This window comes from Arthrobacter saudimassiliensis, assembly GCF_059090665.1.
Genome location: NZ_JBNHFX010000001.1, coordinates 786,706 through 798,519 on the forward strand (window position 1 = coordinate 786,706; position 11,814 = coordinate 798,519).

Sequence of the window (11,814 nt, forward strand, 5' to 3'; positions counted from 1 at the left end):
GCTAGCGGTTGGCTGCCCGCGGCGCCCCGATGCCGGGATCGATCCGGTGCGGACCGGAGGCCGACGGACGGATGTCGAAGTCGAAGATCGACGTCGGGATGTAGACCGTGGAGCACGAGTTCGGGATGTCCACGACGCCGGAGAGCCGGCCTTCGATCGGCGCGGCGCCCAGCAGGAGGTAGGCCTGCTCCGGGCTGTAGCCGAACTTGGTCAGGTAGTCGATCGCATGGAGGCAGGCCCGCTGGTAGGACAGGTGCGAGTCCAGGTAGCGCTGCTCGCCGTCGAGGGTCACCGAAGTGCCGGAGAACGCGATCCACTCGCTGAACTGCGGATCCGTGGTGCCGGGCATGAAGATCGCGTTCTCGCTCACCCCGTAGGTGTCCATGCCGCCCTTGATGATGTCCACCCGCAGGTCGATGAACCCGCCCATCTCGATGGCGCCGCAGAAGGTGATCTCGCCGTCGCCCTGCGAGAAGTGCAGGTCCCCGACCGACAGGTTGGCGCCGTCCACGAACACCGGATAGAAGATCCGGCTGCCCTTGGATAGGTTCTTGATGTCCTGGTTGCCGCCGTTTTCGCGCGGCGGGGCGGTGCGGGCGGCCTCCCCTGCGACCCGGGCGAAGTCGGCCTCCGGCAGCGAGCCGAGCACGGCGCCGTCGGGCTCCGGCGGCAGCGCCAGCGGCGGGACCCGCTGCGGATCGGTGGCGATCAGGTCGCCTTCACGCTTGTTCCACTTCGCGAGCAGGGCGGCCGACGGCGCGGTGCCCATCAGCCCGGGGTGGATCAGGCCGGGGAAGGAGACCTCGGGAACGTGCCGGGAGGTGGCGGTCTGGCCGGAGAAGTCCCAGATCGCCTTGTACGCGTCGGGGAACTGATCGGTGAGGAAGCCGCCGCCGTTGTTGCGGGAGAAGATGCCGGTGTAGCCCCAGCCCTGGCCGGCGAGCGGCCCGGAATCCTCCTGCGGAATGGGCCCGACGTCGAGGATGTCCACCACCAGCAGGTCGCCTGGCTTGGCGCCCTCCACCGCGAACGGGCCGCTGAGCTTGTGCACGGTGTTCAGCGGGGCGTTGAGGATGTCCTCGGCGGAGTCGTCGTTGCGGATCGCGCCGTCGAACCATTCGCGGCACTCCACCCGGAAGGAGTCCCCCGGCTTGACGGTGGCGACCGGAGGAATGTCCGGGTGCCAGCGGTTGTGGCCGAGCTTCTGCTGCTCTTCGAAGCTCTTGGACGAATCCAGGGGAAACAGGACCTCAGGCATGCGAATTCCTCCTTGGGGGTGGGGTTCAGTCGGGGCGGGGCAGCTTTCGGTGGAGCGGGTTGGTGGTGACGGGGGCGGGGCGGCGGGTGCCGGGGCCGGGCGAGGAGACGACGGCGGGCTCGGCGGCGCTGCGCTTCGTGGCGTCGATGAGCCGGTAGGCGGCCGAGCCGGAGCGGGAGAGGAACGGGGAGCTGATCCGGCGGCCGGCCGGCCCGGCGCAGGTGGGGCAGGAGACGGTCTCCGCAGCCTCGCCAATCGGGAAGACGGCCTCGAAGTCGGTACAGTCCGGACAGCGGTATTCGTAGACAGCCACGGGAAACCTCCTTGTCAGCAGCCTAGGCAGCTGCGTTTCGGAGGGTCAACGGCAATTCCGCCGGAACGGGGAATATGACGCGGGGCGGGCTACGCCGGGCCGGTGCGTCCGATCCGCAGCAGGTCCAGGGCGAACTGGACGTAGGTGGCCGCCAGTTCCTCGGGGCGCAGCGGCCCGTCCAGCCGGTACCACTGGGCGACGGCGGTGCACATGGTGGTCACGGCGCGCATCGCCTCGTGCGGAACCGGGGTGCCGACGCGTCCGGCCGCGGCGGCGGCGTCGACGGCGTCGGACAGCAGCCGCTGCTGCCGGTCCCGGGCCGCGATGTGGGCGGCGCGGGCGTCGCCGTCCAGGCTGCGGATCTCACTGGCCGCGATGAACGCCGAGGGCCCCCGGTGGGCGTGGAAGAGCACCAGGGACTCCACGACGGCGCGGATGCGGTCCACCGGATCCGCACCGGCTTCCTCCGCCGCCGCGAGGGTGCGGTCATACAGTTCGGCCATGGCCTCCTGCGCAATGCCGACCAGCAGCGCCTGCTTGGACGGGTAGTGATGGTAGATGCCCGGCACCGAGAGTCCGGCGCGGGCGGCGACTTCCCGGATGGTGGTGCCGTGGTAGCCGTGCTCACCGAAGCAGTCGAGGGCGGCCTGCAGCACCGGAGGCAGCGCCGAGGCCTCGTAGCGCCGCCAGCTGCCGCCGCCTGAGTTCGCGATGCCCGCGCTTTCCGGCGCCCTGTCCATCCCGCTCCATCCCCCCTGTTGTCGGTCCAGGTCCATCATGCCTGCCGCCGCCATGCACTTCCGGCAGGGCGTGACCCTTGACACATTGTCCCGCCGTCACGAGACTGTCAGTCTACCGAGCAACTGATCGGTATGCGACGAGCATCGGGAGACTCAATGACGGACAGCTTCGCTCCCCGGCTTGCGGGCCGGACCGCCCTCATCACCGGCGCCAGCCGAGGCATCGGCCTGGCCATCGCCCGGCGATTCGTCGCCGAGGGCGCCAGGGTGGTGATCACCGCACGCAAGCCGGAGCCGCTTGCCGAAGCGGCCGCGGCCTTCCCCGAGGGCTCGGTCCTGGCCATGGCCGGGAAGGCCGATGATCCGGACCACCAGGCGGAGGTGCTGGACACGATCGCCGCCGAGTACGGGCAGCTGGACATCCTGGTCAACAACGCCGGCATCAACCCCGTGTACGGCCCGCTGGTGGATCTGGACCTGGATGCCGCGCGGCGGATCCTGGAGGTCAACCTGCTCAGCTCCCTGGCCTGGGTGCAGCAGGCCTGCCGGCACCCGAAGCTCGATCTCCGCGGCCGGGGAGGATCGGTCATCAACCTGTCCTCGGTCAGCGCGCAGACACCGGCCGCGAACATCGCCTTCTACGGCATCAGCAAGGCGGCCCTGGAGCAGCTGACCCGCTCGCTGTCCGTGGAGCTGGCCCCCACGGTCCGCGTCAACGCCGTCGCACCCGCCGTCGTGAAAACCGATTTCGCCCGCGCCCTCTATGAAGGCCGGGAGGACACGGTGTCCGCGGACTACCCGCTGGGGCGGCTCGGCACCCCGGAGGACGTTTCCGGCGCGGTGGCCTTCCTCGCCTCCGACGACGCCGGCTGGGTCACCGGGCAGGTCCTGAACCTTGACGGCGGCCTGCTGGTGGCCGGAGGATCGGCGTGACGGGCGCGGCGCCGTCGAGCACTCCCGTCGCCGGCTCGACGGCCACCGGCGCCGACGGAGCCGACGCCGGCCCCGCCCGGAGCCTGGCCGAGCGTACCGCCGCGTTTATCCGCGACGTCGTGATCCCGGCCGAGCCCGTGCCGGGCACCACGCTGGACGAGGCCGAGCTGGCCCGGCTGCGCTCCGCCGCCCGGGACGCCGGAGTCTTTGCCCCGCATGTTCCGGCCCGGTTCGGCGGGCAGGGCCTGCCCCTGGTGGACTGGTCCCCCGTGTTCCAAGCCGCGGGCTACTCGCTGATCGGCCCGGCGGTGCTGAACTGCTCGGCGCCCGATGAGGGCAACATGCACATGCTCGAACTGATCGGCACCCCGGAACAGCAGGAGCGCTGGCTGGTGCCCCTGGCCGCGGGCACGGTGCGTTCCTGCTTCGGCATGACCGAACCACACCCGGGGGCGGGCTCCGATCCGGCCGCGCTGGCCACCACCGCGGAGAAGGTGCCGGGCGGGTGGCGGATCAACGGACACAAGCGTTTCATCAGCGGCGCGCAGCTGGCCGGGTTCTGCATCGTGATGGCCCGCACCGGGGCCGTCGACGGCACCCCCGCCGGCGCGACGATGTTCCTCGTGGATATGGACAATCCCGGCGTGCGGGTCGGGGAGCACATTGAGACCCTGGACCATGCCATTGCCGGCGGGCACCCGCACGTGCACTTCGAGGACTGCCGGGTGCCCGACGACTCTGTGCTCGGCAAGCCGGGCGAAGGGTTCCGGTACGCGCAGGTGCGGCTGGGCCCGGCCCGGCTCACCCACTGCATGCGCTGGCTTGGGCTGGCCCGCCGGGCCCACGACATCGCGCTGGACCGGGCCAACCGGCGTGAGCTGTTCGGCTCGCAGCTGGCGGAGCTGGGCATCGCGCAGGAGATGATCGCGCAGTCGGTCATCGACATCGAAACCTCCGACGCCATCATCAGCCGGACCGCGCAGCTGCTGCAGGAGGACCCCAGGGCCGGCAGCGCGCTGTCCTCCGTGGCCAAGGCGCACGTCTCCGAAGCCGTCTACCGGGTGATCGACCGCAGCCTGCAGCTGTGCGGCGGCGACGGGGTGTCCAACCGGCTGCCTCTGGCCTCCTACCTCAACGAGGTGCGGGCGTTCCGCATTTACGACGGATCGAACGAGACGCACAAGTGGGCCATAGCGCGGCGGGCGGCGGCGGCCCGCCGTCGGCGCACCGACGCGGGGGAGCCGGCCCTCGACCGGGTCAACGGCGCTCGCGCCGCGGCCGCCCAACCCGACGCCGCGCGCGGCGGAGCAGGAGAATGATGCACACGGTTCCCGACGGCGTCGAGACGGTCCGCACCCCGGAGGAGGCGGCGGCGCTGGAGTCTCCCCCGCTGCTGGTGCTCGAGCCGGTTCAGGCCTGGCTGGACGCACAGGGCCTGGGATCGGGGCCGCTGGCCTGGGAACGGATCGGGGACGGGCAGTCGAACGTCACCTACCGGGTCCGGCGGGGAGCGGAAACGTTTGTGCTGCGCCGCGGGCCGCGGCCGCCGCTGCCCCGCTCCACCCATGACATGGTGCGTGAGGCCAGGATCCAGCAGATGCTCGGCGCCGAGGGACTGCCCGTTCCCGAGATCCTGGCCGTCTGCGGGGACGAGTCCCTGCTGGGCGTGCCGTTCTACGTGATGGAGCATCTGGAGGGGCTGGTCATCACCGACAGGGTGCCGCCGGCGCTGTCCGGGCCGGAGCAGCGGGCGGCGACGTCCGAGGCCCTGCTGGACTTCCTGGTCCAGCTGCACGGCGTGGACACCACCGCCGGGCCGTTGGCTTCGTTCGGGCGGGCCGACGGATATCTGTCCCGTCAGGTGCAGCGGTTCGCCGGGCTGTGGGAGGTGAACACCACCCGCAGCCTGTCCGACGTCGGGCTGCTGGCCGAGTGGCTGGCGGACAACATGCCCGACAGCCAGGCCGCGGCCGTCCTGCACGGGGATTTCCGTCTGGGCAACCTGATGTTCGCGCCGTCCGCGCCGGCCCGGGTGCTGGCGGTGCTGGACTGGGAAATGGCGGCGATCGGTGATCCGCTGGCAGACCTGGGCTACCTCACGGCGACCTACGCCGAGCCGGGCAGCGCGACCAGTCCGATGGAGCTCACTTCCGTCACCCGGGCGCCGGGATACCTGACCCGCGCGCAGCTGGTGGGCCGGTACCGGGCCGGCACCGGCCTGGACGTCGATGCGCTGCCCTGGTACCAGGCCCTGGCGCTGTGGAAGGCTGCGATTTTCTGCGAGGCGATCTACACCCGGTGGCTGCGCGGGCAGCGGCCCGGTGACCGTTTCGCTCCCACGCTGGAGGCGGGGGTGCCGCAGCTGCTGGCGGACGCCAGGAAAGCCGCCGGGCGGTAGCGGGCGGGTGAAGGCGGGGTCGGTGACGGCCGCACAGGTCTTCGAACTTCGTGCTGTGGATTTCTCCGGGCTGCGCGGTCTGGACGTTAGGGTGGTGCGCACACCGGCGCATTCCTGACGGTACCGCCTCGAGAACGACCATTACTGTGGCGTTTTGGAGGTCCCTGCGTATCGTCGGCGCAGTCTCTGACTGCCGGGCAGGTTGCCGGCGGTCCTGTCGCCTTCCTCGGGGGTTCCTATGACCGGCACATCCATGACCGGCGCTTCCGCCGTCCTGCGGCGCACGGCAGCGGTCGGCTTCAGTCTGGCCCTGGCGTGGGGAATCACCTCCTGTGCCGGCAACGGCGCGGGTGCGGAGGAACCTACGGCAGGCGCATCAGCTGGGCCAAGCACCGAATCCGCTTCTGTTTCTCCTACCCTGTCACCGACCCCCACCCCATCTGCGACCTACAGTCCTGCGTCGGCGGCAGGCCCCGCACAGAATGTGCCTCTTCCGGTCATGCCGGACATCGCGAGGGAGAAATCAAAGGAGGGGCTGGAGGCGTTCGCCCGCTACTTCTACGAGGTAGTTAATTACGCTTACGAAACTGGGGACCTCGCCCCTCTGGAAGCAATAAGTGGACCCGACTGTGTGGCATGCAACTTCGCTAGGAATCAAATAAGTGTGGGCTACGAAGGCGATGACTGGATCGTTGGGGGTCAGCTGGACATCAAGGCGGTGGTCTCTGAGTTCGTCGAAACGCCTGAAGGCTTGTATCAAGCACTTGCCGATCTGAAACAAGAGGATATTAAGTTCCACTCCCCCAACGGGTTGTTGCAAACCAACCCTGGTACGCCGACGAGTTTTGCCCAACTCTTTGAAGGACGATATTCAGACGGACGATGGAGCGCTGAGGATGTCGTCTCGCTCGGGCGGTGAATGGCGGGCCCCACTGGTAGCCCTTATGACACTGCTTTTCCTTATCGTGCCTGTGCAATGGGCTGGCGCGGGGGAAGGAGCAAGTGGGAATTTCGACAACGGCGGTGTTACCGGAGTCGGGCATGTGCAAGATCCTGGCACAGGGGTCTGGACTGACGCCCCTGTGGGCATCCCGGACGACCCCTACGACTTCAGGTTTGAGGTGCTTTGCTGGGACGACGATGCAGGTGACATTGCCTGTTTCGCTGGCCTGGGCATCAGCTGCACCGCTGCCGATGGCGGTAGGGCGGTCCAGTGGTATCGCGGCCTCAAAGGGACACCTCCTGAGACGTGGAGCCCGTACAAAGGTCCCAGCTGTGTTTACTCGGAGGACCCGGGTGACGTGACGGAGCGAATCCGCGAAGTCATTCTTTCCGAATTCCAGCAACGCCCCATCGCTGCCAGCACTCTGACGATCCAGCCCGGCCCCCACTCCCTGGTCGGCATGCACACCAACATGTTCGTGGACGCCCCCGAGCAGGTCTTTGACATGGAGCTCCTCGGGCAGAGCCTGCGCATCGTCGCCACCCCCACCAAATTCGAGTGGTTCTACGGGGACGGCACCTCTTTCGGCCCCAGCCCTGTCCCCGGCGGCCCCCTGCCCGAAGACCGATGGGGAGAACAAACGCCCACCAGCCATGTCTACGCGAACACCGGAGACTACGCGGTGTCCGTCACCACCTATTTCTCCGGCGAATACTCCGTCAACGGCGGCCCCATGATCCCCATCGATGGCCGCGCCACCGTCTCCACACCGGCGCAGACGGTCAGCATCTGGCGCTCCGAATCACGCAACGTCGCCGATGACTGCATCATCAACCCCTCCGGCATCGGCTGCTGACGGGAAGGAGAAGCTATGGCTGTACGCATCAGCCGGACCCTACTGCGTGTATGCCTCAGCTCAGCACTGCTGCTCGGGACCATCTCTTGTTCTGACGACGGGGCAGGCGCCAAGGCACCGACAGTTGCCTCCGCTGATTCGAGCGCGACAGCGACAGTGCCGAGCCCCTCTCCGTCTCCCACGCCCTTAGTGACCTACAGCCCCGCATCTGCTGCCGGCCCTGCGCAGAACGTCCCCCTTCCACTCATGCCCGAGATTGCGAAGGAGAAATCAAAGGAAGGCCTGGAGGCGTTTGCCCGGCACTTGTACGCCCTCGTTAACTACGCCTACGAAACAGGGGATGTTGGCCCCTTGAAAGCGGTCAGCGGACGGGAGTGCACGATGTGTAACTTCGTTATCACCCAAGTAGGAGATGGATTCGCGAACGACGACTGGATGGCCGGCGCACAAATCAACTTCAAGGCAGCCAGCAGCACATTCGTTGAGACAGCTGAAGGCCGGCACCAGGCAGTCGTCGACATCATGCAAGACGACCTCGAGTTTTTCTCCCCCGAGGGACACCTCTCCACAAGCCCGGGTCCGGAACTGTCCTTCGCGCAGCTCGTGGAGTGCCGCTACGTACAGGGATCGTGGATAGCGGAAGATGTCGTCACGCTCGGGTGAGACACCGGTGACCGAGCTCCAGTACCCGCAGTGGCAAATACGTGCTGCGGATACAGGCCACCTGCTGGCCGCGCAACATACTCTCAGCGGCAGTCGCCCGGGTCGATCCCGGGTAGTGGCCCATCCGGGGGTGGTTATGTTGGTCTTCCGAACAGGTTTCAGCGCGGCAGCACTGATGCTGCTGGGGACGGTTGCCTGCAGCGCGACGCCTCCCTCGACGCATCACGGGCCTTCACCCGTTCCGGACGGGGCCTCCGCCGCGGCCTCGTCGACACAGGCCACCACACCTTCACCCAGTCCAACCCAGGTCCAGCCCAGGTACGGGAAGGGGAGCTGCCCTGAATGTGCCGATCCCACAACTGCCCGATGAGGCCAGGCAGGAACCGGAGGAAGGGCTGATTGCTTTCGCCGAGCACTGGTACGACCTCTTCAACTACACATACGAGTCAGGAAACGGTGAGCCGCTGCGTGCAATAGGCGGTCCACTTCGTCCTGGAGCAGGTCGAAACGGGCTACCGGCGGCGACGATTGGATGATGGGAGGCGACGTCGACATCAACTACTCATGGTCCGAGTTCGAAAATCTCGACGCCGGCCACTACGTCGCCTGCATCAACCTGGACCAGGAAGACATCGAGTATTACGCACCGGGCCCGACGCGTCCCGCAGCTACGGCACAATCACCGCACGTCCGAGCAGCTGGTTGTTGTGCAGCTTCTCGTACGCCTCCGGGGCGTTGTCCAGCGAGAACACCTCGGTGTGCACGTCGATGCCCGAGCCGCGTGCCAGGTCCAGCACCTCGTACAGCTCCGACCGCGAACCCCAGTACGGTGAGCGGATGCTCGTCTCATACGGCGCAGCCATAAGCCCCACCGGCAGGGTCCCGGCACCCACGCCCACCAGCACCTGGTCGCCCTGCGCCCGCATCATCGCCTGCCCCAGGTCCATCGTCGCCTGGTTCGCCACGAAGTCGAACACCACGTTCGCGCCTTCACCGTTAGTCGCCTCCCGGACCGCGGCCGCTGCGCCGGGCTCCGAGGGGAAGGCCTGGTGGGCGCCGACGTCGGTGGCAAAGGTCAGTTTCTCCTCGCTGACATCCAGGGCGATCACCCGGGCGGAGGTCATGCTCCGCAGGATCTGGATGGCGACGTGCCCCAGCCCGCCCACACCGATGACGACGGCGGTCGCGCCGGCGTGCAGCTTCTCCAGCGAGCCCTTGATCGCGTGGTACGGGGTCAGGCCGGCGTCGGTCAGGGACACGTTCTTCACCGGATCCAGGTCCCCCAGCGGCACCAGGTGCCGGGGGCTGTTGACGATCATGTACTCCGCCATCGCTCCGGGCGAACCGAGCCCGGGCGGCAGGATCCCGTACTTGGCGGCGTTGACGCAGTAGTTCTCGCGCCCCTGCGCGCATTCGTAGCAGAGGCCGCAGCCCCACGGCCCGTAGACCGCCACGGACGTTCCAAGCTCCAGGTACTCCACGCCCTCGCCCAGCTTGTCGATGACGCCGGCTCCCTCGTGCCCCAGGGTGAGCGGGAGTCCGTAAATGTACTGGTCTTCGGGAAGCGACATGATGAACGAGTCCGAGTGGCAGACTCCGGCGGCGGTGACCTTCAGCCTGACCTGCCCGGGCCCCGGCTCCGGGGTCTCGATCTCCACCACTTCGGGCGGCTGGCCGATGGTGCGGTACTGCAGAGCCTTCATGGCGTTCTCCTGATCTCCGCGCCGGACGTACCGGCGCGGCCGTGGATGGGTCGCTGGCTGGTGACTCGCTGATTAATGGTTGCACCCGGACGGCGGCAGCCACAGGGGCGGGCCCCCTCGAAGCGCTCCCGTCAGCCGAACAGGGCCGCCGCCCGGGTCAGGGTCTGGAACACCCCGTACCCCAGGGGCACGCCCACGAGGATCCAGCTGCCGACCAGCTGGGCGCGGACGGCCGCGCCGTGTTCCGGCCGGCCGTCGTCCCCGGAGTGGTTCATCTGCGCGTTCATCGGTTTCCCTCCCTCTCCGGCGCGCCCGCGCCGTCGGCGGTCTGCGGCTCCCCCGCCGGTGTCGTCGTGCCGGGGCCGGTCCCGACGTCGGCGGGAGCCGGACCGTCGCCTGCACCGTCAGCAGCCGCGGCGGTTTTGTGGGGTTCGTGGTACTTGGCGGCAACCGGGCTGATCAGCAGGTTCGCGATGAAGCCGATGACCAGCAGCGCCACCATCGTCAGCAGGGCGGGGCGGTAGGCGCCGGCGGTGAGTTCGCCGGGGGTGCCCTGCGAGTCCAGGAAACCGTTCACGATCAGCGGCCCGGCAATGCCGGCGGCCGACCATGCGGTGAGCAGCCGGCCGTGGATTGCACCGACCTGGAATGTGCCGAACAGGTCCCGCAGGTAGGCCGGAACGGTGGCGAACCCGCCGCCGTAGAAGGAGAGGATGACGAAGGCCAGCAGCACGAACAGGATGGTGTTGGCGTTGCCGAACAGCGCCAGGACGGCGTAGAGGCCCGCGCCGACGCCGAGGTAGACCATGTAGATCCGCTTGCGGCCGATTACGTCCGAGGTGGCCGACCAGGCGAAGCGCCCGGCCATGTTGCCGATGGACAGCAGACCCACGAAACCGCCGGCGACCGCCGCGGTGACCAGGGACGCGCCGTCGGGCTGGCGGAAGAAGTCCTGAATCATGGGCGCGGCCTGCTCGAGGATGCCGATCCCGGCGGTCACGTTGCAGAACAGCACGATCCAGACCAGCCAGAACTGGCGGGTCCGCACCGCGTTCGAGGCGGAGACCTGCGCCGTCGTCACCAGCGGCTTGGAGGCCACCTTGGCGGGGTCGAACCCGGCGGGCTTCCAGTCGGCGGCGGGCACCCGGATGCTCCATGCCCCGTAGAGCATATAGGCGAGGAACACGACGGCGAAGGTCAGGAAGAGCTTGCCGACGGCGTCGCCGCTGGCCACCCAGCCCGGGGTGCCGGAGTTCGGGTCGTACAGCGAGAGCAGGGCGGAGGAGAGCGGACTGGCGATCAGCGCGCCGCCACCGAAGCCCATGATCGCCATGCCCGTGGCGAGGCCCGGCCGGTCCGGGAACCATTTGATCAGGGTGGACACCGGGGAGATGTAGCCGATGCCCAGGCCGATGCCGCCCAGGACGCCGTATCCGAGGTAGAGCAGCCAGAGCTGGCCGGTGAAGATGCCGGCGGCGCCCACGAGGAAACCGCCGGACCAGAACAGGGCGGAGACGAACATCGCCTTGCGCGGACCGTTGCTGTCCACCCAGGTGCCCATGACGGCGGCGGAGAGGCCAAGCATCACGATGGCGACCGAGAAGATCACGCCGATCTGGGTCAGCGATGCGTCGAAGTAATCCACGAGCGCCGTCTTGTAGACGCTGGTCGCGTAGACCTGCCCGATACACAGATGCACCGCCAGCGCCGCCGGCGGTATCAGCCAGCGGTTGTATCCCGGCGGCGCGATGGTTCTGTCCCTGTCCAGCCAGCTCATCGAAACTCCCTTGTCCGAGGCGCAATCGTTGGGTCAGAAGCATTGCCTACGCGGGCAGGAGAGCAAAGCGCCGACACACCTTTCGGGCTTTCGGAACGCCTAAGGGAAGCAACCTACCCGCTGGTAACAAATTTTTCCGGAGCCCTTGATTTGTTACCCATCAGTAGCTTAGATGTAACCGACATCACATTCCGGGGGTATGTCGCACGATTTTTCTGCGCTGCGGAAAG

The 11,814-nt window shown here is 68.0% G+C and carries 13 protein-coding genes; 7 read left to right on the forward strand and 6 right to left on the reverse strand.

Going from position 1 to position 11,814, the window contains the following annotated elements:
* Position 1: 1 nt before the first annotated feature.
* From fmdA to AC5RV6_RS03635, 3 genes are all read right to left on the reverse strand, one after another.
* Positions 2-1,258, reverse strand: coding sequence for a formamidase (fmdA, locus tag AC5RV6_RS03625; RefSeq protein WP_494005908.1), 1,257 nt, complete (start codon positions 1,256-1,258; stop codon positions 2-4).
* A gap of 25 nt (positions 1,259-1,283) precedes the next feature.
* On the reverse strand, positions 1,284-1,571 hold the full coding sequence (locus AC5RV6_RS03630) for an FmdB family zinc ribbon protein (protein ID WP_494005909.1): 288 nt from the start codon (positions 1,569-1,571) through the stop codon (positions 1,284-1,286).
* An 89-nt stretch (positions 1,572-1,660) separates the two neighbouring features.
* A complete protein-coding gene (locus AC5RV6_RS03635; RefSeq protein WP_494005910.1) occupies positions 1,661-2,311 on the reverse strand; it encodes a TetR/AcrR family transcriptional regulator in 651 nt (216 codons plus the stop codon).
* A 156-nt stretch (positions 2,312-2,467) separates the two neighbouring features.
* On the opposite strand from AC5RV6_RS03635, the gene AC5RV6_RS03640 reads away from it, so the two are divergent.
* The 7 genes from AC5RV6_RS03640 to AC5RV6_RS03670 all read left to right on the forward strand — a co-directional run bounded on the left by AC5RV6_RS03640 (position 2,468) and on the right by AC5RV6_RS03670 (position 8,640).
* Complete coding sequence (locus tag AC5RV6_RS03640; protein WP_494005911.1) at positions 2,468-3,244, forward strand: SDR family oxidoreductase; 777 nt, start codon at positions 2,468-2,470, stop codon at positions 3,242-3,244.
* On the forward strand, positions 3,241-4,563 hold the full coding sequence (locus AC5RV6_RS03645; protein ID WP_494005912.1) for an acyl-CoA dehydrogenase family protein: 1,323 nt from the start codon (positions 3,241-3,243) through the stop codon (positions 4,561-4,563). Before AC5RV6_RS03640 ends, AC5RV6_RS03645 begins: the two co-directional genes overlap by 4 nt.
* Positions 4,563-5,642: a phosphotransferase family protein gene (locus AC5RV6_RS03650; protein WP_494005913.1), complete on the forward strand. Its 1,080-nt coding sequence runs from the start codon at positions 4,563-4,565 to the stop codon at positions 5,640-5,642. The genes AC5RV6_RS03645 and AC5RV6_RS03650 overlap by 1 nt, the downstream gene beginning before the upstream one ends.
* A gap of 238 nt (positions 5,643-5,880) precedes the next feature.
* Positions 5,881-6,561 carry a DUF6318 family protein gene (locus AC5RV6_RS03655; RefSeq protein WP_494005914.1) on the forward strand — a complete coding sequence of 227 codons (681 nt, stop codon included), beginning with the start codon at positions 5,881-5,883 and terminating at the stop codon, positions 6,559-6,561.
* Positions 6,562-6,943: 382 nt separating this feature from the next.
* Positions 6,944-7,441 (forward strand): hypothetical protein, encoded by a 498-nt coding sequence (locus AC5RV6_RS03660; RefSeq protein WP_494005915.1) that lies wholly within the window; start codon positions 6,944-6,946, stop codon positions 7,439-7,441.
* Positions 7,442-7,456: 15 nt separating this feature from the next.
* A complete protein-coding gene (locus AC5RV6_RS03665) occupies positions 7,457-8,104 on the forward strand; it encodes a DUF6318 family protein (protein WP_494005916.1) in 648 nt (215 codons plus the stop codon).
* Positions 8,105-8,295: 191 nt separating this feature from the next.
* Entirely contained in the window at positions 8,296-8,640 is a 345-nt protein-coding gene (locus AC5RV6_RS03670; protein ID WP_494005917.1) for a DUF6318 family protein, read from the forward strand.
* A 132-nt stretch (positions 8,641-8,772) separates the two neighbouring features.
* Here the strand turns inward: AC5RV6_RS03670 and AC5RV6_RS03675 are convergent, their stop codons facing one another.
* The 3 genes from AC5RV6_RS03675 to AC5RV6_RS03685 all read right to left on the reverse strand — a co-directional run bounded on the left by AC5RV6_RS03675 (position 8,773) and on the right by AC5RV6_RS03685 (position 11,584).
* A complete protein-coding gene (locus AC5RV6_RS03675) occupies positions 8,773-9,807 on the reverse strand; it encodes an NAD(P)-dependent alcohol dehydrogenase (protein ID WP_494005918.1) in 1,035 nt (344 codons plus the stop codon).
* Positions 9,808-9,938: 131 nt separating this feature from the next.
* Positions 9,939-10,094: an MFS transporter small subunit gene (locus AC5RV6_RS03680; RefSeq protein ID WP_494005919.1), complete on the reverse strand. Its 156-nt coding sequence runs from the start codon at positions 10,092-10,094 to the stop codon at positions 9,939-9,941.
* On the reverse strand, positions 10,091-11,584 hold the full coding sequence (locus AC5RV6_RS03685) for an OFA family MFS transporter (protein ID WP_494005920.1): 1,494 nt from the start codon (positions 11,582-11,584) through the stop codon (positions 10,091-10,093). Before AC5RV6_RS03685 ends, AC5RV6_RS03680 begins: the two co-directional genes overlap by 4 nt.
* Positions 11,585-11,814 lie beyond the last annotated feature (230 nt).